Below are 23,635 nucleotides of genomic sequence, written 5' to 3' on the forward strand. Positions count from 1 at the left end.
GTCGGGGTGGGTCAGCCTCAGGCCGGTACGTCCGGCTCAAGCTGCAACTGTAGCAGGGTGATGGTGTCCTTGAGTTTCAGGCGGCGCTTCTTGAGACGGCGCAACTGCAGCTCATCGTGGTTCGCTTCGCCCGCAAGGCGGTCGATCAGGAAATCGAGATCGCGGTGCTCGATCTGCAACTCGATGATCCGACGCGAAATCGTGTTCAGATCGCTGTCCATCGCACTCCTCCGGAAACCGATCCTGCCTCGAGTTTAGAACCCCAGCGGACTCGTGTTGTTCTGGTTTTGCTCGTTGCGGCGCTTGGTCTGCTCGCGACGCTCGTCCAGTTCTTTCTGACGCTGGGCGGCTTCGCGCTGCTTTTCCTGGAACTGCTTCACGTTCTCTGCGCGCTTGGCGGCGTTGGCGGCGCCCTGCTCCTGCGCGGCCTTCAACTTGGCGTCGTAGTCGGATTGCTTCTTGGCGAAGGCCTGCGCGTTGGCGGCGCGCTGCGGCACCTCGGCCTGGCGCTGCGCTTCGTTCAGGCGCTGCTGTTCCTGCTTGTTTTCGAAATCGGTGCGGTTCTTCTGCTCAGCGGCTTCGCGCTGGGGGCGCTCGGCGTTGTACTGCGCCTGGCGGATGGCGCGGTCCTGATCACGCCGCGCGGCGCGGTCGGCACGTTCGGCTTCGTCCAGGGCCAGTTCGCGCTCACGGATGGCGTGCAGTTCCGTGCGGCGCACATCCTTGGCCTTGTTGATGCAGTGCGTGACAAAGAACTTGTCGTAGCATGCGCGTTCCGCCTCGGCGTACCGGTATTCGGCCCACGATTTGGCGCTGCTGATGCGGTCGTGCTCGGCGCCAAAGTCGGGCGGCGTGCTGGAGACTGCCGTTGCCGGCGTAGCGGGCAACGGGGACTGGCTCCACGCAGGCGCGGCGCAAAGGGCGCCAAACAGCGCGGCGGCCGGCAGGACCAGACGGGATACGTGGCGCGCACCGGCGCGGCAGCGGGCGGAAAACAGGGGCGTAGGCATAGCGCGCATTTTATCACCGCCCCTGTGCCGCAAACGCCGCGCAGACGGGGATTTGCGCTCAGGGACACGCTTGACGTTGTGGCAAAATGCGCGGCTTTCCATCGCACTCTCTGGAAGCAATGACTGATTCCGTGTTGCAGAAGATCGTTTCCCGCATTGCCGTTGAACTGGCGGTGAGGCCGCAGCAGGTCGCGGCCGCCGTGCAACTGCTGGACGAAGGCGCCACCGTGCCGTTCATCGCACGCTACCGCAAGGAAGTGACGGGCAACCTGGACGACACGCAGCTGCGCAACCTGGAAGAGCGCCTGCTGTATCTGCGCGAGCTGGAAGACCGCCGCGCGGCGATCCTGGCTTCCATTGAAGAGCAAGGCAAGCTGACCGACACCCTGCGCGCGGCCATTGAAGCGGCCGAAACGAAGCAGGTGCTGGAAGACCTCTACCTGCCGTACAAGCCGAAGCGCCGCACGCGCGCCCAGATCGCGCGCGAATGCGGTCTGGAGCCACTGGCGCAGGCGCTGCTGGCCGACCCGATGCTCGACCCGCAGGCCGAGGCCGCCAAGTTCGTCAACGGCAAGCCGACCGCCGAGGGCGGCGTACCCGACGTCAAGGCGGCGCTGGACGGCGCGCGCGACATCCTGTCCGAACAGTTTGGCGAAACGGCCGAGCTGCTCGGCAAGCTGCGCGAGCACCTGTGGAACCACGGCCTGGTCTCGTCGACGGTGGTGGAAGGCAAGGAAAGCGCCGAAGAAGAGAAATTCCGCGACTACTACGCCTACAGCGAGCCGATCCGCAACGTGCCGTCGCACCGCGCGCTGGCGCTGTTCCGCGGGCGCAATGCGGGGGTGCTGTTCGTCAAGCTGGGCCTGGGCGAAGAGCAGGATGCCCTGAGTCCGCATCCGTGCGAAACCATGATTGCGCGCCATGTCGGCATCGAGAACAAGGGCCGCCCGGCCGACAAGTGGCTCTCCGATGTCTGCCGCTGGTGCTGGCGCGTCAAGGTGCAGCCGCATATCGAGACCGAACTGCTCACGCAGTTGCGCGAATCGGCTGAGGCCGAAGCCATCAAGATCTTCGGCCGCAATCTGCATGACCTGCTGCTGGCCGCGCCGGCGGGCCCGAAGTCGGTGATGGGCATCGACCCGGGCATCCGCACGGGCTGCAAGGTGGCCGTCGTCGACCACACCGGCAAGCTGCTGGAAACCGCCACGATCTACCCGCACGAACCGCGCCGCGACTGGAACGGCTCGCTCGCTACCCTCGCGCGCCTGGCCAAGCAGCACGGTGTGTCGCTGGTGTCCATCGGCAACGGCACCGCCAGCCGCGAGACCGACAAGCTCGTGCAGGACCTGATGCGCAGCGCGCCCGAGCTGAAGCTGACCAAGGTCGTGGTCAGCGAGGCCGGCGCATCGGTATATTCGGCATCGGAACTCGCCGCCAAGGAGTTCCCGGACCTGGACGTGTCGCTGCGCGGTGCGGTGTCGATCGCGCGCCGCCTGCAGGATCCGCTGGCCGAGCTCGTGAAGATCGACCCCAAGTCGATCGGCGTGGGCCAATACCAGCACGACGTGAACCAGCGCGAGCTGGCCCGTGCGCTGGATGCCGTGGTCGAGGATTGCGTGAACGCCGTGGGCGTCGATGTGAACACGGCGTCGGTGCCACTGCTGGCGCGGGTCTCGGGGCTGAATTCGATTCTCGCCAAGAACATCGTCGAGTACCGCGACGCCAACGGCGCCTTTGCCAACCGCGAGGCGCTCAAGAAGGTGCCGCGCCTGGGCGACAAGACGTTCGAGCAGGCGGCCGGCTTCCTGCGCATCAATGACGGCGACAACCCGCTCGACCGCTCCTCCGTGCACCCGGAAGCGTATCCGGTCGTGCAGCGCATTCTCGACCGCATCAAGAAGGGCATCGGGGATGTGCTCGGCAACCGCGAGGCGCTGCGCGGCCTGTCGGCCCACGAGTTCACCGACGAGAAGTTCGGCCTCCCGACAGTGGTCGACATCTTGTCCGAACTCGAAAAGCCCGGCCGCGACCCGCGCCCCGAGTTCAAGACCGCCACGTTCCAGGACGGCGTGGAAGACATCAAGGACCTGCAGCCGGGCATGGTGCTCGAAGGCGTGGTGACCAACGTGGCCGCCTTTGGCGCGTTTGTCGACATCGGCGTGCATCAGGATGGGCTGGTGCACGTGTCGGCGCTGTCCACCAAGTTCGTGCGCGACCCGCACGAGGTCGTCAAGCCGGGCCAGATCGTCAAGGTCAAGGTGATGGAGGTGGATGTGAAGCGCAACCGCATCGGCCTGACGATGCGGCTGTCGGACGAGCCCGGCCAGGCGCCCGCGCGCACTGGCGGTGGCGACCGGCCAAGCGGCGGCGGCAACCGCCATGGCAGCCAGCAGCGCCGCGAGCCCGAAGTGGCCGGCGCCATGGCCGCAGCCTTCGCGAAGCTCAAGCGCTGACACGCATACCGCTGCGCTGCCCAGAACCCGCCGGAGCCTCGAGCCGGCGGGTTTTTTTGTGCTTCGGCAAGGTGTTACAGCTCCTTACGCCCGTGGGACTTTCCTCACACTCGGGCGTCGTCGACAGGTCTTTTCGGGCCGTTAAGAAAGCACAGGCAACCACCGCCTGGCAACCACGAGGAGAACACCATGAAGACAAGCCACACCCTGATCGCCGCCCTGCTTGCCGTCGCTGGCATCGCTGCCTTCGCGCAAACCACGCCGGTCCAGCAAGTGCAGCAAGACAACCAGCAGATTCGCCAGGACAACCGTGACATCCGGCACGACAACCGCGATATCCGCCGCGACCGCGCCGACATCGCCAAGGACAAGGCGGCCCTGGCAGACGAGCGCGCCGAGCGCAATGCTGCGCAGCGGCGCGAGGACCGCGACCTGGCAAATGGCAACGTCAAGGGGGCCGAATACTGGAACAAGCAGCGCGCGCAAGACCAGCACCAGATCAATGCCGAGCGCCGCGACCTGCGTCACGATCGCAAAGACCTGCGCCACGACGTGAAGGACCGCAACCACGACGTGCGCGCCCGCAACGATGAAGTGCGCGAGCGCAACCACGCAGCCGCAAAGATGTAATTAAGGGCCGCCTCACAAGCAAACGGCCCGTGCGTCTGTCACGCACGGGCCGTTTTTTTTACGAGCGCAGGCCGCGTCAGATTTCCACCTTCGTCCCGAGCTCCACCACGCGGTTCGCCGGAATGTGGAAGAAGTCAGAAGGCTTGGCGCCGTTCTGGTGCATCCAGGCAAACAGGCGCTCGCGCCACATCGACATACCCGGCAGCTTGGACGGCACCACCGATTCGCGTGCGATGAAGAACGACGTGTCCATCAGTTCGCACCGCGTGCCGATCTGCGGCTGGCCCAGTTCCAGTACGCGATAGACGTCGGGGGTTTCCTTGAAGCCATATTCCGCCTTCACGACATAGAGGCCGCTGCCGAGGTCGCGCACCACCACGCGCTGCTTGTCGTCCACGTACGGAATGTCGCGCGTGACGAAGCTGATGAAGATCACGCGCTCGTGCAGCACGCGGTTGTGCTTCAGGTTGTGCAGCAGCGACACTGGCACGAAGTCGGTATTGCCGGTCAGGAACACGGCCGTGCCTTCCACGCGATGCGGCGGATGCGCGAGCAGGCCCGCGAGGAAGGGCTCCAGCGGAATGCCGTCTTCAAGACTGCGCGCGCGCAGCAGCTTCTTGCCCTTGTACCAGGTCATCAGCAGGAAGAACACGAAGCCGCCGAGCATCAGCGGGAACCAGCCGCCATCGCGGATCTTCAGCAGATTGGCCGCGAAGAACGCGAGGTCCACCACCAGGAAGCCCAGGCAGACCAGCGTCACCAGCACGGTGTTCCAGCGCCATACCGAACGCATCACCACTGCGGCCAGCAACGTGGTGATGACCATCGTCGTCGTCACCGCAATGCCGTAGGCGGCAGCAAGGTTGTCGGACTTCTTGAACGCGAGCACCACGGCCACCACCAGGATCAACAGCATCCAGTTGACCACCGGCACGTAGATCTGCCCGATCTCGGCCTCAGACGTGTAGCGGATGCGCATGCGCGGCACGAAGCCCAGCGCAATGGCCTGGCTCGTCAGCGAAAAGGCGCCCGAAATGACCGCCTGCGAGGCGATCACGGTCGCGGCCGCGGCCAGCACCACCATGGGAAGCTGCAGCGCTTCCGGCATGGAGCGGTAGAACGGGTTTTCGATGGTGCTCGGGTCGGTCAGCATCATGGCGCCCTGGCCGAAGTAATTCAGCAGCAGGCTCGGCGCCACGATGAAGAACCACGCCCAGCGGATCGGGCGCGCACCGAAGTGCCCCATGTCGGCATACAGCGCTTCCGCACCGGTCAGCACGAGGAACACGGAACCCAGCACGATGAACGCCTGCAGCGCGTGGTCATGCAGGAACGAGATCGCGTACATCGGATTGACGGCCACGAGGATCTGCGGCGCCTTCACCAGGTTCATCAGGCCCAGCGCCGCCAGCGCGGCAAACCACAGCAGCATCACCGGACCGAACAGCTTGCCCACCACCGACGTGCCGCTGCGCTGGATCAGGAACAGCACCGTCAGGATCACCAGCGTAATCGGCAGCACAAACGGCGACAGCGCCGGGGCGGCAATCTCCAGGCCTTCCATGGCGGACAGCACCGAGATGGCCGGCGTGATGACGGCATCGCCGTAGAACATACAGGCCCCGAACACGCCAAGCATCATCAGCAGCGACATGCGCCTGGAGTCTGCGCTGGCCGTGCGCAGCGACAGCGCCATCAGCGCGAGAATGCCCCCTTCGCCGTTGTTGTCGGCGCGCATGACGAACAGCACGTATTTGAGTGACACAACGATCACCATCGCCCAGAACAGCATCGAGATGATGCCGAGCACCGCCGGGCTGGAGAATGGGATACCGTGCTCCGGGTTGAAGGCTTCCTTGAGCGAATACAGCGGGCTGGTGCCGATATCGCCGAATACCACGCCGACGGCGCCGACCACCATGGCACGCAGGTTGAGGTTGGCCTGCGCAGACCCTGTTGCTGTGAGAGCTTGACTCATGAACTGAAAAATCGGCCGATCCACCGGCCGCTCAAAATCGTGCAATGCACAATGAGGGCGGATTGTACTCCCCACCTTTTCCGCGCCAACCCCTTGAATGGCATCCGTTGCCACGCCGCATCACGGTGATGAGCTGCCGACACGGCTTCACCCCCGTTCCACCGCGTTTGCGCAAATCGAGCGGCCTGCGCGTCGTCCGATGCCGCTGCCGGCGGAAGCCGCCGGGTGCCGGTTCCGCGATGGGCCCCTGCTGTGCTGCACCTAGCCGAATGTAGGACGGCACCCGACATCAATCTGTAGGAGAATGACGGACACACCTCGATTGCAAACTTCTGTCGACGGGACCACCCGCCGGCTCCCGCAAGGAGACCACCTTGCCCACCCCTTGCGTCCGGCTCGTCCGGCTCACACGTACATCCCGCATGGCCTGGGTTGTCCTGCTGGCTGTCGCCGCGCTGTTGTTCGCCATTCCCCGCGTGATCCTGCCGTGGGTGCAACCCGCCTTTGCGGAGCATCTCGACCCGGCCGTGTGGGCCGATTATGCCGGCCCGTATGACCTCGCCGCGGCGATCGTCGCCGCCAGCGCGTTGGTCATCCTTGCGGTCCGGCGCTAGCCGGCCTCAACGCGCCAGCGCCCTGGCACATTCGGCCACCAGCGCGGGGCCGCGATAGATCAATCCCGTATAGACCTGCACGAGCTGCGCACCGGCGTCGATCTTCTCGCGCGCATGTTCGCCCGCCAGGATGCCACCGACGCCGATGATGGGCACGGACTCGCCCAGCAGACCGCGCAACGCCCGAATGACCCGCGTCGACGCTTCGCGCACCGGCTGCCCCGACAGGCCACCTGCCTCTTCCGCATGGGCCAAGCCCGCGACAGCCTCGCGGCGAATCGTCGTGTTGGTGGCGATCACGCCGTCCATCTTGTGACGCAGCAGCGCATCGGCAATGTTGGCAATCTGATCGTCATCCAGGTCCGGCGCGATCTTCAAGGCCACCGGCACGTAGCGCTTATGTTGATCGGCCAGGCGCTGCTGCGCATCGCGCAAGGTTCCCAGCAGGCTGTCGAGCTCGCTTGCACCCTGGAGCTGGCGCAGGTTCTTGGTGTTCGGCGACGAGATATTCACCGTGACGTAGCTCGCATGCGGATAGACCCGCTCGAGGCAGTAAAGATAATCGTCGACGGCACGCTCGATCGGCGTATCGGCGTTCTTGCCGATGTTCAGACCCAGCACGCCGCCTGCTTCGCGCCACTTCGAGGCTTTCACGTTGTTGATGAACGCGTCGACGCCGCCGTTGTTGAAACCCATGCGGTTGATCAGCGCGTTTGCAGCGGGCAGACGGAACATGCGCGGGCGCGGGTTGCCCGGCTGCGCGCGCGGAGTGACCGTGCCCACTTCAATGAAGCCGAAACCGAGTGCCCCCAGCGCATCGATGTACGCGCCGTCCTTGTCCAGGCCAGCGGCCAGCCCGACCGGATTCGGAAACGTTACGCCCATCACCGTGCGCGGCTGCGGCGCCACACGCGCCGCAATGCAACCCGACAGCCCCATGGCCTGCGCGCGCTTGAGTTGATTCAGTGTGAAGTGGTGCGCGTCTTCGGGGTCCATCGAAAACAGCAGCGGGCGGGCAAGCGGATACAACAAGGCGTTGAGCACGATCGGAATCCAGGAGAACGCGGAAGGCGGCATTGTAAACGGCGCGCCCATTGCCATGCATCGTGAGCGCCGCATTCGAACATTGCCAGGCTGAAAGTGTCCAAAAGCCAGTCGACACAACGCTTGGCTGGTGAATCGCAAGGACCCCCACGCACCATCAAGAAGCATGTTCTCCAAAAAGGTGTTGCATCGCCGCACGGATTCCGATATAGTCTTGTTTTCGACGGACGCGGGGTGGAGCAGTCTGGCAGCTCGTCGGGCTCATAACCCGAAGGTCGCAGGTTCAAATCCTGCCCCCGCAACCAGCCAAAGTCGAACGGCTCGCTCCAAGACCTGAGCCGATGCAGCAAAGCCCGCAACCAAGCGGGCTTTTTGCTTTCTGCGCGCCGCTCGTCGCGCACCGCACTGGATACTCCGGCTCCCGCCGCACGGGCTGACGGCTACTGCCTCGGTGATACACTGAGGCATTCCACCCGCAACGATTCCCCATGAAATTCTGTTCCAACTGCGGCCAGCCAGTCGTATCGCGCATTCCTGCCGGCGACAACCGGCTGCGCGACGTTTGCGACCATTGCAATACGATTCACTACGTGAATCCGCGCAACGTGGTCGGCACCGTGCCCGTTTGGAAAGATCAGGTCCTGCTGTGCAAGCGCGCGATCGAGCCGCGCTACGGCTTCTGGACCCTGCCCGCGGGCTTCATGGAAATCGGCGAAACCACGGCGCAGGCCGCGTCGCGCGAAACGCTTGAGGAAGCCGGCGCCCGCGTTGAAATCGGCGAGCTGTACTCGGTGCTCAATGTGCCGCACGTGCATCAGGTGCATCTCTTCTATCTGGCCAGCCTGAACGACCTCGATTTCGCACCCGGCGAAGAAAGTCTCGAGGTCGCGCTGTTCAACGAGGCCGATATCCCGTGGGATGACCTCGCCTTCCCCACGGTCATCCACACCCTGCGCTGCTTCTTTGCGGACCGCGCGGCGGGCAAACTGTCGGACAGCAGCTTCCGGCTGCACACGCTGGACATCTACAAGCCGATGCGCTCGGCGGCCATCGATACGCCCGCCACCACGCCGTAACCCCATCCCAAGTTGTCCGCATCATGATCGCCTGGTTGGATCCGCACGATCCCTTCCCGCCGGTCGATCGTGCGCTCGGGCCAGACTCCGAGGCGCCCGGGTTGCTGGCGGCCAGCGCGGATCTGTCTCCGCAACGGCTGCTCATCGCATATCGGCAAGGCATTTTTCCGTGGTATGCCCAGGGCCAGCCGGTGTTGTGGTGGAGCACCGATCCGCGCATGGTTCTGCGCCCGGAAGATTTTCGCGTGTCGACGACCTTCCGCAAGACGCTTCGCCGGGTGCTCGACAATCCGGCATGGGAAATCCGCATCGACCACGCATTCCGCGAGACGATGGTGGATTGCGCCACGACGGCCCGCCCCGGCCAGCACGGCACGTGGATCACCGAGGACGTCATCCACGCCTACACCGCCCTGCACCGCCGCGGCTATGCGCACAGCGTCGAAAGCTGGTATGCGGGCGAGCGTGTGGGCGGACTGTACGGGGTGTCTCTGGGCCGGATGTTCTACGGCGAATCGATGTTTGCGCGTCGCACCGACGCGTCGAAGATTGCGCTCGCGGCCCTCTGCGCCTTCCTGGGCGGCCAGGGCGTCGCGATGATAGACTGCCAGCAGGAGACCGAGCACCTGGCGTCGCTGGGCGCAGCGCCGGTGCCGCGCGCGGCGTTTCTCGCACATGTGCGGGAAGCGGCCAACGCGCCGGCCATCGTGCCGTGGTACTTCGACAAGTCGGTACTCCGCCGGTGGACTACGCGCAATGAGCAAGCTTAAGGAACTCCCCCTCTCGGCATTGCAGTTCTATGCCACTGCGCCTTACGCATGCAGCTACCTGGATGGCCGCCTGGCGCGGTCGCAAGTTGCTACGCCGGCACACCTCATCAACGCCGACGTGTATTCCAAGCTCGTACGCGCGGGCTTCCGGCGCAGCGGCATCTTCACGTACCGCCCTCATTGCGACGACTGCCATGCCTGCACGCCATGCCGCGTCGTGGTCGATCAGTTCGTGCCGTCGCGTGCGCAGCGCCGGGCGGCGGAACGACACCAGTCACTCGAAGCCCTGGTGGCGCCGCTTACCTATGTGGAAGAGCATTACCAGCTGTATCTGCTGTACCAGTCGATTCGCCACGCCGGCGGCGGCATGGACCACGACAGCCGCGACCAGTACGAGCAGTTCCTGCTGCAAAGCCGCGTGAATTCGCGCCTGGTGGAGTTTCGCGAGCCGCCCGAGTCGCCATCCGCGGGCAAGTTGCGCATGGTGAGCATGATCGACGTGCTGGAAGACGGTTTATCGTCCGTCTACACGTTTTATGATCCGCTCGAGCACAAGGCCAGCTACGGGACGTACAACGTGCTGTGGCAGATCGCCCAGGCGCAGGCGCTGGACCTGCCCTATGTGTATCTCGGCTACTGGATCGAACAGAGCCGGAAGATGGCGTACAAGGCGCTGTTTCAGCCGCTGGAGCTGTTGGTCAATGGAGAATGGCGGCCATTTGACGACGTGGCGCAAGCCAAGGGTTGACTGTCAGCGCGACGTGCGCTCGATGCCGACGTCCACCACGCCATACGTGCTGATGTTCGAGCTGTCGCGATATTGATCACGCGACGTCGTGCACGCCGTCAGCGCTGCGCCGACGCACACGAGGCCCGCCGCCCACAACGCTGGACGTTTCCACGCGATTCTCTTGCTCATGATGTCACCCCCTGTCCGGGCGTGGCCGAGCTGCTCGGCCAACACCGTGTTGTACGCACGGACCATCCCCGGAATCAGGAACAAGTCCCCCAAGTACCCAACGCCCGCCAATCACTGCCAGCACCGAGTCGGCGGTATTGCCCATATCGCGGACGCCACCACGTGCCCCCGATACTGGTGACGGCCTGCGCGATGGCGCTTCCCGGCCGCTTCAGATCAAAGCGGCCCGACCAGAAGACCCAGGAGGAAACCACCTCAGGCAGGCGAGTCCCGCGCTCTTCTTCAGGGCGTCGTACAGCATGGTTTCGCGGGCGGTCCGGTTCATGGCGCTGGCTGCCACGGGATAACGTGTCAGACACTCACCCGCATGGCACGTTCCATGTCGACCACCGGCTACATGGCGGCGAGCTTGGCTTCAGCCTTGTCTGTCCACAACCGCATTTCCGCGAGCAGCGACGCCGGCGAGAACGAGCAGCTCTCTTCGCCGAACGACACCGCCATATCGAGCCGCTGCAGCAGCGAGCGTCGGACCTGGTCATAGGCCGGCGGCAGGACGGCCAGCGGCGCGAGCGTGGCATCGTCGCGCCATTGATTCAGGAGTCGCGGCAAGTCGGGAGATTTCGTGTGACGCTCGAGCGCCTCACGCAGGTTCTGCAACGATTCAGCCGCCGTCATGCCCGGGCCCTCTTTTCACGATACAGCTCGCGGAACGTCTTGCCGGCCGGTGCCGGCATGTCGCGCGTGTCCGTCCAACCTTTGCCTACCGGCAGCGAGCGGATCAGCCTTTTGTCGCCGCCCATCCAGCGCAGCACGCGTGCGGCGACCCATGTGCCGGCTGAATACAGCGCGGGACGCCGCGCCATGAAGCCCCACACCCGCAGGCCGAAGCGCTCCGATGGCGGACGCAGTTCGCGCTCCATCTGTTTCTCGCGCAGCGTGCGCAGCAGGTCCGACAGCGGGATGGACGCCGGGCACACGCGATTGCACTCGCCGCACAGCGTGGCAGCCTGCGGCAGATCCAGGGCGTTCGACAGCCCAACGTAGCTCGGCGTCAGCACGCTGCCCATCGGGCCGGGATACACCCAGCCATACGCGTGGCCGCCGATCTTCTGATAGACCGGGCAGTGGTTCATGCACGCGCCGCAGCGGATGCAGCGCAGCATCTCCTGGAACGCGCCGCCGATGAGGCCACTGCGGCCACCATCGACGAGGACGAAGTACATATGCTCCGGGCCATCCTGCTCGCCCGGGGCGCGTGGGCCGGTCAACAGCGAGAAGTAATTGGAAATGGCCTGCCCCGTGGCCGAGCGCGGCAGCAGGCGCATGACCGTGGCCAAGTCTTCGAGCGTGGGCAACACCTTCTCGATGCCGGTCACGGCAACGTGCACGCGCGGCATGATCGTGCACATGCCTTCGTTGCCTTCGTTGGTGACGATGGCGACCGAGCCCGTTTCGGCAATGATGAAATTGCCCCCCGTCACGCCCATGTCGGCAGAGAGGAACTCGGGCCGCAGCACCTCGCGCGCCTCGCGGGTCATCTGCGGAATGTCGGTCAGGCGCGGCTTCTTGTGGGTCTTGGCAAAGAGATCTGCGATCTCTTCCTTATCCTTGTGCACCACCGGCGCGATGATGTGCGACGGCGGCTCGCCGTCGTTGATCTGCAGGATGTATTCGCCCAGATCGGTCTCGATGCTCTGCACGCCCATCTCGCCGAGCACCTGGTTCAGGCGCATCTCCTCGGTCACCATCGACTTGCTCTTGATGACTTTCTTCACGTCGTGCCTGCGCGCGATTTCCGCGACCAGCCGCGCCGCATCGGCCGTCGTTTCGGCAAACAGGACCTTGGCGCCACGGCGCGTGGCTTCGGCTTCGAACGTGGCGAGCCAGACGTCGAGGTTCTCGAGCGCGCGGTTGCGACGCTCCTTCAACGCCTCGCGTGTCGCCGTAAAGTCGATCTCCTGGATGGCCGCGGCGCGCGCGGTGACGAATTTGGTCGAGAGCTTGGTCAGGTTCTGCTGCAGGCGCTGGTCGGCAAGCTTCTGGCCGGCGCGCGCCTTGAATTCCATGCTGCGGACTTGCATGCGATTGCGTCTCCGTCGGGTTCGTGGGGTCAGGCGTCGCCGGCCAGGACCTGCGCGATATGCAGCACGCGCGTGCGTGTGTCGCCGGTGCGGCGCAGGCGGCCCTCGATGTTGAGCATGCAGCCCACGTCCCCGAGCACCACGGCATCGGCGCCGCTCGCCTTGATGTTGGCGCACTTCTCATCGGCAATGGCGGTGGAGATGTCGCCGTACTTGATCGAAAACGTGCCGCCGAAGCCGCAGCACGCTTCGCACGCCGGCATCTCGGTCAGCTGCGCGCCCGGCAGCTTGGCAAGCAACTCGCGCGGCTGCGCCTTCACCCCGAGCTCCCGCAGACCGGAACACGAATCGTGGTAAGTCACATGGCCCTTGAATTCCGAATCGAGCGATTCAACGCGCGCCACGTTGACCAGGAAATCGGTCAACTCGTGCACGCGCGGCGCCAGGCGCTCGTACCGGCCGGCCAGTTCCGGATCGTCGCGAAAGAGATCGGCGTAGTGCTTGCGGATCATCCCGCCACACGAACCCGACGGAATGACGACGTAGTCGAACTGCTCGAATTCCTTGAGGGTTTTCTCGGCCAGGTCGCGCGCCAGGGGTCGGTCGCCAGAGTTGTAGGCCGGCTGGCCGCAGCACGTCTGCGCGGGCGGCACGATCACTTCGTAACCCGCCTTCTCCAGCAGCTTCAACACCGAAAACCCGATGTCGGGCCGCATCAGATCGACCAGGCAAGTGACGAACAGACCTACGCGCATGGGAACTCTCATGTCTCTTCTGGAAGCCGCCATTATGCGCCCGGATGTCCGTCCCGGGCGGCTCGCACGGCACAGAACTTGTTCATGCTGGTCGTGAGTGCACTTCACCTGCCCTACGCAGGCACACCTTCGGCACAGTCGAGAATGCCCTCGAAAATAGACGGGATCACGCGATGGGAGGGTGCGCGTTTTCACATGGTGGGATAAAATTTTGCATCGCATCCGCAACCCACTGCACCCATGGCAGAAGCAGACAAGGACCCTGGCAAGACGTCCATCCAGGTCATCGAACGCATGATGATGCTGCTCGACGCGTTGGCCGAACATGCCGACCCTGTGAGCCTCAAGGCATTGTCGGCCAGCACTGGCCTGCACCCGTCCACCGCCCACCGCATCCTGAACGACATGGTGGCCTGCCGCTTTGTCGATCGGTCCGACCCTGGCAGCTACCGCCTCGGCATGCGACTGCTTGAGCTGGGTAACCTCGTCAAGGCACGCCTGTCGGTGCGCGAAGCCGCGCTGGCGCCAATGCGCGCGCTGCACCGCCTGACCGGCCAGACGGTCAACCTCTCCGTACGTCAGGGCGACGAGATCGTCTACATCGAACGCGCCTATTCGGAGCGCTCGGGCATGCAGGTGGTGCGCGCCATCGGCGGCCGCGCTCCGCTGCATCTGACCTCGGTCGGCAAGCTGTTCCTGGCCGCCGACGAGATCGGCCGAGTGCGAGCCTATGCCACACGCACGGGCCTGTCGGGCCACACGCGCACGTCGATCACGGACCTGCCCAAGCTCGAACGTGAGCTGAACTGGGTCCGCACGAACGGCTACGCGCGCGACAATGAAGAACTGGAGCTGGGTGTGCGTTGCATCGCTGCCGGCATCTATGACGATTCGCGCCGGCTGGTGGCAGGTCTGTCGCTGTCCGCGCCGGCCGACCGGCTGCAGGACAGCTGGCTGGAAAACCTCAAGGACACCGCCCTGCAGATTTCCAAGGGGATGGGCTACACGCACGAAGAACCGGCAGCGCGCGTCGAATAGCGCGCCGTGCAGGTGTCGGCCCAACAAAAAAGCGCGTCCTCGAACGCGCTTTTTTGTTGGGGCATGCGGCAGATCAGGCGCCGTGCTGCTCGGAAGCCAGGACGGCCGGCGGCTGCGTCGACACCGGAACATTGCGCAGCGGCGCAGCTGCCTGCGTGGCCGGCTCGACATGCGGATTACGCTCCAGCCAGTGGCGCACGCGCGTGGCATCGGCAAAGCGCGTCAGGTTGCCGGCGGAATCCAGGAACACCATCACCACGTTGCGCCCGTGCACATTGGCCTGCATGACCAGGCAGCGGCCCGCCTCGTTGATGAAACCGGTCTTCTGCAGGCCGATGTCCCAGTCGCCGCCGCGCACGAGGCGGTTGGTGTTGACGTAATGCAGCGAGCGGCCGTTCACGTTGACGGTGTGCTCGGTCGTGGTCGTGAACTGGCGGATGAGCGGTACCTTGTAGGCAGCCATCACGATCTTGGCCAGATCCTGCGCGCTCGACACGTTGCTGCTCGACAGGCCGTTCGAATCGACGTAGTGCGTGTCGTTCATGCCGAGTTCGCGCGCCTTGCGGTTCATGGCGGCAACAAAGGCCGGACGGCCGCCCGGATAGTTGCGGCCGAGGGCCGACGCTGCACGGTTCTCCGACGACATCAGCGCCAGCAGCAGCAGGTCTTCACGCGTGAGCATCGTGCCAAAGCGCAGGCGCGAGCCGGTATTGCGCTCGTAGTCGCGATCCTCCTCGGTGATCTCGAGCAGTTCGTCCATCGGCTGGTGCGCATCCATCACGACGAGCGCGGTCATCAGCTTGGTAATGGACGCAATCGGCAGCACCGCCGACGAATTCTTCTGGAACAGCACCTCACCGGTGTTCTGGTCCATCACGAGCGCAACGGACGAACGCAGCGCCAGTGCATCGGGCGTGGAGCGCAGCCCCATGGCCTCACCGAGCGTGGGGGCTGCCGGCACGAAAGCGGCGCGCACCGGACGCGCGCCGCGCTCGACCACGATCACGCGGCGCTTGCCCTTGACGGTGACGACCTTGCGGACCTTGGTGGTAGCGGCTTCGTCGCTGCTTGCAGCTGCAACGTTGGCGCCGGCCTTGTGCTTGCCAACGGCCTTGCCTTTCGTCTTGGCGGTCTTGCTGGCAGCAGGCTTCTTGGACGACGTGGCCGCGTGAGCGGTCGTGATGGACGCGGCGGCGAGCGCGACGGTCATCAGCGAAACGAAGCCGAGACGTCGAAAAAATGAGGAAACAGACCGTGACATGGTTCGATCACCCGCGCGTGAGATGGCGCAAGTGTAGGCAAAAACAAAATTCTTAGCAAGATGAAGGACTTAGCTCACGCCGTTAAAGTTTGACCTCGGGAGCCTTATCATTCGGTCATCATTTCGACGCAATCTCCTGCCAAGGCAGGACGAAAAGGGCGAAAAAAGTTGCGCAAACAGCACATGACGCTCTGCGTGCAATGAGAACGGAGTCGGAAATCGCCACGAGATTCCCTCGCGTCTGTCAACAACAATTGCGGCTGACAATTTGCCCGGACCGTGCCTCACGACACGCGCGCTTCGTACGCGGTATCGCATGATGGAAAGTCTAACGACACATCGGTCGAATCTGTTGACATATTTCGAGGACTTTTCCGCGCCAATTCTCGCTTTGCGCGACGATGTGCGCTGTAGCACGCAGGCGGCACCGATTGCGACGTCAGCCGAGGAAACGGGTGAAGTGCGAGACAGGCGCGCGTTCGGTGACGAGGGTGTTCTCGATGGCCGTCGGGTTCGCATAGCCCATCGACATGCCGCAGACGACCATCTCTTCGTCGGGCAGGCCGAGTTGCTCGCGGATGACGCGGTGAAATTGGGTGAATGCGGCCTGCGGGCATGTATCGATGCCGCGCGCACGGGCCGCCACCATGATGGCTTCGAGGAACATGCCGTAATCGAGCCAGCTGCCCTGCTCCATCACGCGGTCGATGGTGAAGATGATGCCGACCGGCGCGTCGAAGAAGCGGAAATTGCGCGCGTGCTGGGCGTGCATGCGCTCCTTGTCGGCGCGGCCGATGCCGAGCAGGCCGTACAGATCCCAGCCGACCTTGCGGCGGCGGCTCTGATACGGATCGACCCACGTGCGCGGGTAGTACGGGTATTCCTCGCGATGCAGTGTGTCGACTTCCGGATGGTCGTATGCCGCCAGCACGGATTCCGACAGGCGCGCCTTCGATTCGCCCGTCAGCACGTACACCTTCCAAGGCTGCGTGTTGCTGCCGGAGGGCGCGCGGCGCGCCACGTCCAGAATCGCTTCAATGTCTTCGCGTGCCACAGGCGTCGGCAGGAACGCGCGAACTGAACGGCGCGAGGTGATGGCGCGATCGACGAGCTCGACTTCAGCAGCGGTGGGTCGGCGGTCGTTCATGGCGACGCAAACGCTCAGGCGACGGCGCTGGAGACGAGCGGCTCAAGCACCGCACGCAACGCACCGGGCAACGGCACCGGCCGGCGCGTTTCGCGATCGACATACACGTGCACGAAGTGGCCCTGTGCAGCGGCTTCATGCGCGTCTGCGCGGAACAGGCCCACCTCGTAGCGCACGCTCGTGTTCCCCAGGCGCGCCACGCGCAGCCCTGCCACCACCGGATCCGGAAACGACAGCGGCGCGAAGTAATTGCATTGCGTCTCGATGACGAGGCCGATGGTCTCGCTGCGCTCCGGGTCCAGCACGCCCTCGCCGATGAGATACGCGTTCACCACGGTGTCGAAGTAGCTGTAGTAGACGACGTTGTTGACGTGGCCGTAGACGTCGTTATCCATCCACCGCGTGGTGATGGTGTGGAAATGGCGGTAGTCGTCGCGCGTCTGGCGTGGCGTGCTCATGGGTGTCAGCGGGGCAATCGAATGTGATGAGGATACCAGCGGCCCGGGCGAGGTCACTTGCGGATGACGAGGGCCACGCCGCATGCGGCAACGACCATGCCGAGTGCCGCGAGCGGCGGAAACCGCTCGCCGAACAGCGCCCACGCCATCACGGCGGTCGTGGGCGGCGTCAGATACAGCAACGACGTCACCCGGGTGGCCGCGCCCTTGCGGATCAGCACGAACAGTAGCGAGATCGCGCCAATCGACAGCGCCAGAACCGACCACACGAGCGAGCCGATCATCTGCACGGTCCAATGCACGTCGCGGGTCTCGAACAAGAACATGAACGGCAGGCAGAGCAGCGCGGAGGCGCCAAACTGGATGCACGTGCCCATGCGCAGATCGAACACAGGGCAATGGCGCTTCTGATACAGCGTGCCCACGGTAATCGACAGCAGCGCGCCCACACACAGGGCAAGCGTCGTCACGCCCACACCGGCCAGATGCAGCTTGTTGGCCACCACCAGGCCCACGCCGGCAATGCCGCACAACAGGCCCAGCCATTGGCGGCCCGAGACACGCTCGCCGCGCATCGACACGTACAGCGCCGTGAGAATCGGTTGCATGCCGACGATGAGCGCGGTCATCCCGGCAGGCATACCGAGCTTGACCGCCGCCCATACGCCCGCCAGATATCCCCATTGCATCAGCACACCCGCCACGGCGATGTGGCCGACGGTGGCCCAATCGGTCTCGCCCGTGCCCGCCTTGCGTGGTAATGGCACGCGCGCCAGCCACACCAGCGGCAGCAGGCACACCAGCACGCCGACAAAGCGGAGGAACAGGAAGGTGATCGGCTCGGCGTACGGCATCCCGTACTTGGCCACGATGAAGCCCGTGCTCCAGATCAGCACGAAGAGCCATGGCATGGCGGCGACGAACAGGGAATCGCGCGCCTGCGCGGGCGCAACGGAATACGCTTGTGTCATGCGGAAAGCGGAAGAGAGGTCGATGCAGCCGCAGCGCTTTCGCGGGCGGCCCAGCGCTGTGCGTGCCGGGCGGCCAGCGCAATCGTCTGCGCGTGGACAGCCACGGTGTCGTCAATATTGTTGCCGTAGCCGCCCGCCATGGTAACGGCAATCGGAATGCACCGCTGATACGCAAAATCGAACACCTCCTGGTCGCGCCGTGCCAGGCCGTCCAGGGTCAACTTCAGCCGCCCCAGGCGGTCGCCTTCGTGCGGATCCGCCCCCGCCAGGTAAATAATGAGGCGCGGCTTGAACCGGCCCGCCAGGATATCGAGGGCGCCGGTCAGGGCCTGCAGATAATCGTCGTCGCAGCAGCCGTCGTGCAGACCCACGTCCAGATCGGACGCTTCCTTGCGAAACGGATAATTCTTCTCGCCATGCACGGACAGGGTGAAGACCGAAGGATCGTCGCGCAGGATCGATGCCGTACCGTTGCCCTGATGCACATCCAGGTCGATGATCGCGACCGGAAAGTCCTCGGGGGTTCTGCCCGGCCTGCGCTGCATCCAGCGTGAAGCGATCGCCGCGTCGTTGAACACGCAAAAGCCACCGCCCTTGTCGGCATAGGCGTGGTGTGTTCCGCCTGCCAGATTTACGGCGATGCCGTCGACCATGGCGGCCTCGCATGCGGCCATCGTCGCGCCAGCCGAACGGCGGCTGCGCTCGACCATCTCGAGCGACCACGGGAAACCGATCTCGCGCTGGCGCGCCGGGTCGAGCGTGCCGCCGCTGACAGCCTCAATATAGCTGGCCGCATGCGCCAGCAGCAGCGCATCGTCATCAGCGCGGGGAGCCTCCTGCATCTGCACCCCCGACACCTGGGTGAGCACCCGCTGCCGCAACTCGCTGTACTTACGCATCGGGAAGCGGTGCCCCGGCGGCAGCGGCAACACAAAATGATCGGTATAGAACGCGCGCATGTGAAGTTGGGATCCCACTACAACGTAATCGGCAGTCCAGCGCATGCTAACCCGGTGCGCCCTCGCCTGTTTTTTGAGACGAGATTGTCGCTCCGACGCCCTTTCCCGTTCGATTGCGCACCATAAACGCGCATTTTTCTGCCACAAAAAATCACGCCAAACGGTTCTCTGCGCAATTCCCGCGCACGAAAAATCGGCAAAATCCGATTTTTGTGCGATGCACAAAGAATGCTTGACACTCGTTTGGCATTCAACAACAATGAAATTGTTGCGATGCACCATCCCTGATCCATCGCGATGTCGCCTGGACGGCCCGACGCTGAACGTCACGCTTTGTACATCTGGGCGATCTAAATTTTGATTTTGATTTCCCGACCCACCTTTGTATTTGGAGAGACAACATGCTGACTCAGGAACAGATCGCTGCGGCGCACAAGGCCAACCTGGAAACCTTCTTCGGCCTGACCAACAAGGCATTTGAAGGCGTCGAAAAGCTGGTCGAACTGAACCTGCAAGTCGTCAAGGCTACCCTGGCTGAGAACGTCGAACACGCCAAGAAGGCCCTGTCCGCCAAGGACGCCCAGGAACTGCTGTCGGTGCAGACCGCCGCCGTCCAGCCGCTGGCTGAGAAGGTGCTGGCCTACAGCCGCCACCTGTACGAAATCGCTTCGGACACGCAAAGCGAGTTCAGCAAGGCCGCTGAGCTGCAAATCGCAGAAAACAGCCGCAAGCTGCAAGCGCTGGTCGACAACGTGTCCAAGAACGCTCCGGCCGGTTCGGAATCGGCGGTGGCCCTCGTGAAGTCGGCTCTGTCGGCTGCCAACAATGCTTACGACTCGGTGCAGAAGGCCACCAAGCAAGCCGTGGAACTGGCTGAGAGCAACTTCCACGCTGCCGCCAACGCCGCCAGCAAGGCCACTGCCCAAGCTTCGGCCCAGGCACGTGCCGCGGCCGGCAAGAAGACCACGACCGCTGCCTGATCCGGTCAACTGCGTCTGACAAGCGGGCCTCCTTCGGGAGGCCCGTTTTGCTTTGGTGCATCGAGCCCGTCTTCCAGACGCCCTGTTTGCGCGCATTTGCGCGGAACTCCGGCGCCGGCTGGCCAGTCCATTGCAGCGTGTTCGTCAGATTGTCTCCTCGGTACCGCTGCTGAAAACCAGTCCTCAGTGGTGATCAGTGAGTACCTTTGACCCGGCTTCGGCCGGGTTTTTTGTGTGCTGCAAACGTAGCGCAACCTTCAAATTGCGAACTTTTGTGGCAGCGCGGCGCTCCATTCGGTATTGCGGCTCGCCGCCCCTGTCCCCATCACGATGTCTCGCGAATCCTTGGCCAAACGCGGCCTGATCCTGATCGCAGCGCTCATCCTGCTGTTCGAGGAATGGATCTGGAAGGTCATGCTGCGTCTCACCGCCCGGCTCTCCGCGCATCCGTTGGTGCAGGCCGCGGAACGGCGGCTCGCTGCGCTGCAACCCATCGAGGCGCTCTGCGCCTTTGCGTTGCCCATGCTGGCGCTGCTTCCCTTCAAGCTGGCAGCGATCTACGTGCTGGCCCGCGGCCATCTGATTGCGGGGACGTTGGTGCTGGTGCTGGCCAAAGTCGTCAGCACAGGGCTCGGCGTACGGATCTACTGCGCCGTGCGGCCGCAACTGCATACGCTGGCCTGGTATGCGCGTTGGGAAACCGCGTTCCTCGCCTGGAAACGCCGAATGGTGACCGCCCTGAAAGCCACACCGACATGGAAAATGCTGCAAGCACGGCTTGCTGACTTGCGCATGCACCGGGACGGTCTCGTGCATCAGGCTTGGCGCCGCCTGACAGCCGCACTGCGCCTGCTGCGCCGCCACCGCCGGCCCATTGAACCGCGTCATTGAGCGCGACACCAGACGCGCCAAAAAAAGGGCTGCCCACAACGGAGCAGCCCTTCTCGCTTTGCCAGCCTGTTTTATGGCGCTCTGAAAAACAAGGCGGTTAATTGCATTAACGCTTACGCGCTGGTGGCACGTCCGTACACACGCCTTCATAGATTTCCGCCGCCATGCCCACCGATTCACCGAGCGTCGGGTGCGGGTGGATGGTCTTGCCGATGTCCACGGCGTCTGCGCCCATTTCGATGGCCAGGCAGATCTCGCTGATGAGGTCGCCCGCGTGCGTGCCCACAATGCCGCCACCGATGATGCGATGTGTCTCTTCGTCGAAGATCACCTTCGTGAAACCCTCGTCGCGGCCATTGGCGATGGCGCGGCCGGAGGCGGCCCAGGGGAACACGCCCTTGCCGTACTTGATGCCCTGCGCCTTGCACTGCTCTTCCGTCAGCCCCGCCCAAGCCACTTCTGGATCGGTATAGGCCACCGACGGAATCTGCTTGACATCGAAATACGCCTTCTCGCCGTGTGCGGCTTCGGCGGCCACATGGCCTTCATGCACGGCCTTGTGTGCCAGCATCGGCTGCCCGACGATGTCGCCGATCGCGAAAATGTGCGGCACATTGGTGCGCTGCTGCTTGTCCACATTGATGAAGCCGCGGTCCGTCACGGCCACGCCAGCCTTCTCGGCGCCGATACGCTTGCCGTTCGGACTGCGGCCCACGGCCACGAGGACCATGTCGTAACGCTGTGGCTCGGCCGGCGCGGCATCGCCTTCGAACTTGACGTAGATGCCGTCCGGCTTCGCTTCCACGCCGACCGTCTTGGTCTGGAGCATGACCTTGTCGAAGCGGCCCTTGTTCATCTTGTCCCACACCTTGACGAGGTCGCGGTCGGCGCCCTGCATCAGGCCGTCGAGCATTTCCACCACGTCGATGCGTGCGCCCAGTGTGCTGTACACCGTCGCCATTTCCAGGCCGATGATGCCGCCGCCGATCACCAGCATCTTGCCGGGCACCTGGCGCAGTTCCAGCGCGCCGGTCGAATCGACGATGCGCGGATCTTCCGGAATGAACGGCAGCTTCACGGCCTCGCTGCCCGCGGCGATGATGGCCTTGGCAAACCGGATGACCTTCTTCTCGCCCGTCGTGGCCTTGCCGTCGCCGCCCGTCAGCTGGACTTCCAGATGGTTCGGATCGAGGAACGTGCCGACGCCGCGCACGACCTGCACCTTGCGCGCCTTGGCCATGCCGGCCAGGCCGCCGGTCAGCTTGCCGATCACGGATTCCTTGTGCTTGCGCAACTGGTCGATGTCGACCTTGGGCTCGCTATAGACAATGCCGTGTGCAGCCATCGCCTTGACTTCTTCCATGACGGCGGCCGTGTGGAGCAGCGCCTTCGACGGAATGCAACCGACGTTCAGGCAGACGCCGCCGAGCGTGGAGAAGCGCTCGACCAGCACCGTGTTCATGCCCAGGTCTGCGCTGCGGAACGCTGCCGAGTAGCCGCCCGGGCCCGAGCCCAGCACGAGCATCTCGCATTCGATATCGGCGCCGCCGGCATGCTTGGCCGCTTGCGGTGCGGGGGCCGATACCGCCGCAGCCGCGGCGGGCGCAGCGGCCGGATCCGGTGCCTGCGCGGGTGCGGGCGCTGCGGCAGCGCCTGCTTCCGCCGTGGCAATCACCGTACCCTTGCTGACCTTGTCGCCCACCTTGACCTTCACGTCGACGATCTTGCCGGCCACGTCCGACGGCACCTCCATGCTGGCCTTGTCGGATTCCAGCACGATCAGCGATTGCTCTTTCTCGACGGCATCGCCCGCCTTGACCAGCACTTCGATGACTTCCACCGCATCGAAATCGCCGATGTCCGGCACCTTGATTTCCACCACGCTCATTCCTGACTCCTTGTTCTTGTCGTCGGCTGCGGGCATTGCCCTGGCCGCCGACGCTTTCAATCCTGCAGACGTACCGTGTGCACCTCGATCGGGCCACCCGAACTCTTGTCGAACTCCACGCCCGCCGACACGCCGGCCTGCGCAATATCTGCGGCGCTCTTGCCGGGCAGATCGAACACCGCCGACATGGCGCCCAGCGCGAAATTGCGCCCCGAGCCGATGCCCCAGAAGCGGTCGAACGAAAACACCTCGCGGTACGAATAGACGCCGTAGATGCCGGTCGGGTTGGCGATCAGGCACGTGATCTGCGACGACTCATACGGGTCGTCGTCGTCTTCCTTGGTGTTGACGAAGTACTCGTCCTTCAGCTTTTCGTGCACCTTGAGGAAGGTTCGGAAGACGTCGTCGCGCGAGCCGAGGCGACACTCATCGGCCAGGCCCGTGAGCAGGCTGCGCATGACCGGAAAGTGGGCCGTCGTGCCCGCCAGCGCGATCAACGAATCGCCCACCTGAAAGATCTTCTGGTTCTGCTCGTAGCCGCGCGCCAGGCGGGTATCGCCAAACGTCACCAGGGAATCGGCTGCAATCGCCACTTCGCCGTCTTTCTTGACCACCACGCACGTCGTCATGTCGCCCTCGCGAGAAGTTCGCCGACCGCCGCAAGCCCATGTGGGTCGGCACGCACAGGCCCGAAGCCAGATGCGTGCCGAAC

The 23,635-nt window shown here is 64.3% G+C and carries 24 protein-coding genes, 1 tRNA gene and 1 pseudogene; 10 read left to right on the forward strand and 16 right to left on the reverse strand.

Annotated features, from left to right (window positions below; genetic code table 11):
• Positions 1–17 precede the first annotated feature (17 nt).
• Entirely contained in the window at positions 18–221 is a 204-nt protein-coding gene (locus tag TK49_RS12235) for a DUF465 domain-containing protein (protein WP_045786946.1), read from the reverse strand.
• 33 nt (positions 222–254) lie between these two features.
• Positions 255–1,019 (reverse strand): hypothetical protein, encoded by a 765-nt coding sequence (locus TK49_RS12240; RefSeq protein WP_045786947.1) that lies wholly within the window; start codon positions 1,017–1,019, stop codon positions 255–257.
• Between the two features lie 110 nt (positions 1,020–1,129).
• Between TK49_RS12240 and TK49_RS12245 the strand changes: the two genes are divergently transcribed.
• Together TK49_RS12245 and TK49_RS12250 are read left to right on the forward strand one after the other, a co-directional pair.
• Positions 1,130–3,463, forward strand: coding sequence for a Tex family protein (locus TK49_RS12245; RefSeq protein WP_045786948.1), 2,334 nt, complete (start codon positions 1,130–1,132; stop codon positions 3,461–3,463).
• Between the two features lie 189 nt (positions 3,464–3,652).
• Positions 3,653–4,093, forward strand: a complete 441-nt coding sequence (locus tag TK49_RS12250) for a hypothetical protein (protein WP_045786949.1) — start codon at positions 3,653–3,655, stop codon at positions 4,091–4,093.
• Positions 4,094–4,169: 76 nt separating this feature from the next.
• Here the strand turns inward: TK49_RS12250 and TK49_RS12255 are convergent, their stop codons facing one another.
• Entirely contained in the window at positions 4,170–6,071 is a 1,902-nt protein-coding gene (locus tag TK49_RS12255) for a potassium transporter Kup (RefSeq protein WP_045787869.1), read from the reverse strand.
• 422 nt (positions 6,072–6,493) lie between these two features.
• Between TK49_RS12255 and TK49_RS12260 the strand changes: the two genes are divergently transcribed.
• Positions 6,494–6,685, forward strand: coding sequence for a hypothetical protein (locus TK49_RS12260; RefSeq protein WP_045786950.1), 192 nt, complete (start codon positions 6,494–6,496; stop codon positions 6,683–6,685).
• A 6-nt stretch (positions 6,686–6,691) separates the two neighbouring features.
• Here TK49_RS12260 and TK49_RS12265 read toward each other — a convergent pair whose 3' ends face one another.
• Positions 6,692–7,729 (reverse strand): quinone-dependent dihydroorotate dehydrogenase, encoded by a 1,038-nt coding sequence (locus TK49_RS12265; protein WP_045787870.1) that lies wholly within the window; start codon positions 7,727–7,729, stop codon positions 6,692–6,694.
• A gap of 228 nt (positions 7,730–7,957) precedes the next feature.
• Here TK49_RS12265 and TK49_RS12270 point away from each other — a divergent pair.
• From TK49_RS12270 to TK49_RS12285, 4 genes are all read left to right on the forward strand, one after another.
• Positions 7,958–8,034 (forward strand) — tRNA-Met (locus tag TK49_RS12270).
• A 183-nt stretch (positions 8,035–8,217) separates the two neighbouring features.
• The gene (locus TK49_RS12275) at positions 8,218–8,805 is read left to right on the forward strand and encodes an NUDIX hydrolase (RefSeq protein WP_045786951.1); all 588 of its coding nucleotides are present in this window, start codon (positions 8,218–8,220) and stop codon (positions 8,803–8,805) included.
• A gap of 23 nt (positions 8,806–8,828) precedes the next feature.
• On the forward strand, positions 8,829–9,575 hold the full coding sequence (gene aat / locus TK49_RS12280; RefSeq protein ID WP_045786952.1) for a leucyl/phenylalanyl-tRNA--protein transferase: 747 nt from the start codon (positions 8,829–8,831) through the stop codon (positions 9,573–9,575).
• Positions 9,562–10,323, forward strand: a complete 762-nt coding sequence (locus tag TK49_RS12285; protein ID WP_045786953.1) for an arginyltransferase — start codon at positions 9,562–9,564, stop codon at positions 10,321–10,323. Before aat ends, TK49_RS12285 begins: the two co-directional genes overlap by 14 nt.
• A gap of 3 nt (positions 10,324–10,326) precedes the next feature.
• Here the strand turns inward: TK49_RS12285 and TK49_RS24785 are convergent, their stop codons facing one another.
• From TK49_RS24785 to TK49_RS12305, 5 genes and pseudogenes are all read right to left on the reverse strand, one after another.
• Positions 10,327–10,494, reverse strand: coding sequence for a hypothetical protein (locus TK49_RS24785; RefSeq protein ID WP_045787871.1), 168 nt, complete (start codon positions 10,492–10,494; stop codon positions 10,327–10,329).
• A gap of 18 nt (positions 10,495–10,512) precedes the next feature.
• Positions 10,513–10,819 (reverse strand): annotated as a pseudogene (locus TK49_RS25165) (TM2 domain-containing protein); the annotation flags it as partial.
• A 68-nt stretch (positions 10,820–10,887) separates the two neighbouring features.
• The gene (locus tag TK49_RS12295; RefSeq protein ID WP_045786954.1) at positions 10,888–11,169 is read right to left on the reverse strand and encodes a hypothetical protein; all 282 of its coding nucleotides are present in this window, start codon (positions 11,167–11,169) and stop codon (positions 10,888–10,890) included.
• A complete protein-coding gene (locus tag TK49_RS12300) occupies positions 11,166–12,575 on the reverse strand; it encodes a LutB/LldF family L-lactate oxidation iron-sulfur protein (RefSeq protein WP_045786955.1) in 1,410 nt (469 codons plus the stop codon). Before TK49_RS12300 ends, TK49_RS12295 begins: the two co-directional genes overlap by 4 nt.
• Before the next feature lie 29 nt (positions 12,576–12,604).
• Positions 12,605–13,330, reverse strand: coding sequence for a (Fe-S)-binding protein (locus TK49_RS12305; protein ID WP_045786956.1), 726 nt, complete (start codon positions 13,328–13,330; stop codon positions 12,605–12,607).
• Between the two features lie 240 nt (positions 13,331–13,570).
• Here TK49_RS12305 and TK49_RS12310 point away from each other — a divergent pair, with 240 nt between their 5' ends.
• Complete coding sequence (locus tag TK49_RS12310) at positions 13,571–14,368, forward strand: IclR family transcriptional regulator (RefSeq protein ID WP_045786957.1); 798 nt, start codon at positions 13,571–13,573, stop codon at positions 14,366–14,368.
• Positions 14,369–14,441: 73 nt separating this feature from the next.
• Here TK49_RS12310 and pbpG read toward each other — a convergent pair whose 3' ends face one another.
• The 5 genes from pbpG to TK49_RS12335 all read right to left on the reverse strand — a co-directional run bounded on the left by pbpG (position 14,442) and on the right by TK49_RS12335 (position 19,164).
• Positions 14,442–15,629 carry a D-alanyl-D-alanine endopeptidase gene (gene pbpG / locus TK49_RS12315; RefSeq protein ID WP_045786958.1) on the reverse strand — a complete coding sequence of 396 codons (1,188 nt, stop codon included), beginning with the start codon at positions 15,627–15,629 and terminating at the stop codon, positions 14,442–14,444.
• A 439-nt stretch (positions 15,630–16,068) separates the two neighbouring features.
• Entirely contained in the window at positions 16,069–16,776 is a 708-nt protein-coding gene (locus TK49_RS12320; protein WP_045786959.1) for a nitroreductase, read from the reverse strand.
• A 14-nt stretch (positions 16,777–16,790) separates the two neighbouring features.
• Entirely contained in the window at positions 16,791–17,234 is a 444-nt protein-coding gene (locus TK49_RS12325; RefSeq protein ID WP_045786960.1) for an acyl-CoA thioesterase, read from the reverse strand.
• Between the two features lie 53 nt (positions 17,235–17,287).
• On the reverse strand, positions 17,288–18,205 hold the full coding sequence (locus TK49_RS12330; protein ID WP_045786961.1) for a DMT family transporter: 918 nt from the start codon (positions 18,203–18,205) through the stop codon (positions 17,288–17,290).
• Positions 18,202–19,164, reverse strand: coding sequence for a histone deacetylase family protein (locus tag TK49_RS12335; protein ID WP_257984042.1), 963 nt, complete (start codon positions 19,162–19,164; stop codon positions 18,202–18,204). Before TK49_RS12335 ends, TK49_RS12330 begins: the two co-directional genes overlap by 4 nt.
• A 401-nt stretch (positions 19,165–19,565) precedes the next feature.
• Here TK49_RS12335 and TK49_RS12340 point away from each other — a divergent pair, with 401 nt between their 5' ends.
• Together TK49_RS12340 and TK49_RS12345 are read left to right on the forward strand one after the other, a co-directional pair.
• On the forward strand, positions 19,566–20,144 hold the full coding sequence (locus TK49_RS12340; protein WP_045786963.1) for a phasin family protein: 579 nt from the start codon (positions 19,566–19,568) through the stop codon (positions 20,142–20,144).
• Positions 20,145–20,474: 330 nt separating this feature from the next.
• Complete coding sequence (locus tag TK49_RS12345) at positions 20,475–21,035, forward strand: hypothetical protein (RefSeq protein ID WP_045786964.1); 561 nt, start codon at positions 20,475–20,477, stop codon at positions 21,033–21,035.
• A gap of 106 nt (positions 21,036–21,141) precedes the next feature.
• On the opposite strand, the gene lpdA is transcribed toward TK49_RS12345, so the two are convergent.
• Together lpdA and TK49_RS12355 are read right to left on the reverse strand one after the other, a co-directional pair.
• Complete coding sequence (lpdA, locus tag TK49_RS12350) at positions 21,142–22,923, reverse strand: dihydrolipoyl dehydrogenase (protein WP_045786965.1); 1,782 nt, start codon at positions 22,921–22,923, stop codon at positions 21,142–21,144.
• A gap of 56 nt (positions 22,924–22,979) precedes the next feature.
• Positions 22,980–23,552 carry an Ntn hydrolase family protein gene (locus TK49_RS12355; RefSeq protein ID WP_045786966.1) on the reverse strand — a complete coding sequence of 191 codons (573 nt, stop codon included), beginning with the start codon at positions 23,550–23,552 and terminating at the stop codon, positions 22,980–22,982.
• Positions 23,553–23,635: the final 83 nt, after the last annotated feature.

It is taken from the genome of Ralstonia mannitolilytica, from assembly GCF_000954135.1.
GTDB lineage: Bacteria > Pseudomonadota > Gammaproteobacteria > Burkholderiales > Burkholderiaceae > Ralstonia > Ralstonia mannitolilytica.

Coding starts and splice junctions, on each gene's coding strand:
- TK49_RS12305 (WP_045786956.1), bottom strand. CDS start 13,330: ATGCGCGTAGGTCTGTTCGTCACTTGCCTGGTCGATCTGATGCGGCCC.
- TK49_RS12240 (WP_045786947.1), bottom strand. CDS start 1,019: ATGCGCGCTATGCCTACGCCCCTGTTTTCCGCCCGCTGCCGCGCCGGT.
- TK49_RS12285 (WP_045786953.1), top strand. CDS start 9,562: ATGAGCAAGCTTAAGGAACTCCCCCTCTCGGCATTGCAGTTCTATGCC.
- TK49_RS12330 (WP_045786961.1), bottom strand. CDS start 18,205: ATGACACAAGCGTATTCCGTTGCGCCCGCGCAGGCGCGCGATTCCCTG.
- TK49_RS12250 (WP_045786949.1), top strand. CDS start 3,653: ATGAAGACAAGCCACACCCTGATCGCCGCCCTGCTTGCCGTCGCTGGC.
- TK49_RS12320 (WP_045786959.1), bottom strand. CDS start 16,776: ATGAACGACCGCCGACCCACCGCTGCTGAAGTCGAGCTCGTCGATCGC.
- TK49_RS12310 (WP_045786957.1), top strand. CDS start 13,571: ATGGCAGAAGCAGACAAGGACCCTGGCAAGACGTCCATCCAGGTCATC.
- aat (WP_045786952.1), top strand. CDS start 8,829: ATGATCGCCTGGTTGGATCCGCACGATCCCTTCCCGCCGGTCGATCGT.
- TK49_RS12245 (WP_045786948.1), top strand. CDS start 1,130: ATGACTGATTCCGTGTTGCAGAAGATCGTTTCCCGCATTGCCGTTGAA.
- TK49_RS24785 (WP_045787871.1), bottom strand. CDS start 10,494: ATGAGCAAGAGAATCGCGTGGAAACGTCCAGCGTTGTGGGCGGCGGGC.
- TK49_RS12260 (WP_045786950.1), top strand. CDS start 6,494: ATGGCCTGGGTTGTCCTGCTGGCTGTCGCCGCGCTGTTGTTCGCCATT.
- lpdA (WP_045786965.1), bottom strand. CDS start 22,923: ATGAGCGTGGTGGAAATCAAGGTGCCGGACATCGGCGATTTCGATGCG.
- TK49_RS12275 (WP_045786951.1), top strand. CDS start 8,218: ATGAAATTCTGTTCCAACTGCGGCCAGCCAGTCGTATCGCGCATTCCT.
- TK49_RS12295 (WP_045786954.1), bottom strand. CDS start 11,169: ATGACGGCGGCTGAATCGTTGCAGAACCTGCGTGAGGCGCTCGAGCGT.
- TK49_RS12340 (WP_045786963.1), top strand. CDS start 19,566: ATGCTGACTCAGGAACAGATCGCTGCGGCGCACAAGGCCAACCTGGAA.
- TK49_RS12325 (WP_045786960.1), bottom strand. CDS start 17,234: ATGAGCACGCCACGCCAGACGCGCGACGACTACCGCCATTTCCACACC.
- pbpG (WP_045786958.1), bottom strand. CDS start 15,629: ATGTCACGGTCTGTTTCCTCATTTTTTCGACGTCTCGGCTTCGTTTCG.
- TK49_RS12300 (WP_045786955.1), bottom strand. CDS start 12,575: ATGCAAGTCCGCAGCATGGAATTCAAGGCGCGCGCCGGCCAGAAGCTT.
- TK49_RS12355 (WP_045786966.1), bottom strand. CDS start 23,552: ATGACGACGTGCGTGGTGGTCAAGAAAGACGGCGAAGTGGCGATTGCA.
- TK49_RS12235 (WP_045786946.1), bottom strand. CDS start 221: ATGGACAGCGATCTGAACACGATTTCGCGTCGGATCATCGAGTTGCAG.
- TK49_RS12335 (WP_257984042.1), bottom strand. CDS start 19,164: ATGCGCGCGTTCTATACCGATCATTTTGTGTTGCCGCTGCCGCCGGGG.
- TK49_RS12255 (WP_045787869.1), bottom strand. CDS start 6,071: ATGAGTCAAGCTCTCACAGCAACAGGGTCTGCGCAGGCCAACCTCAAC.
- TK49_RS12345 (WP_045786964.1), top strand. CDS start 20,475: ATGTCTCGCGAATCCTTGGCCAAACGCGGCCTGATCCTGATCGCAGCG.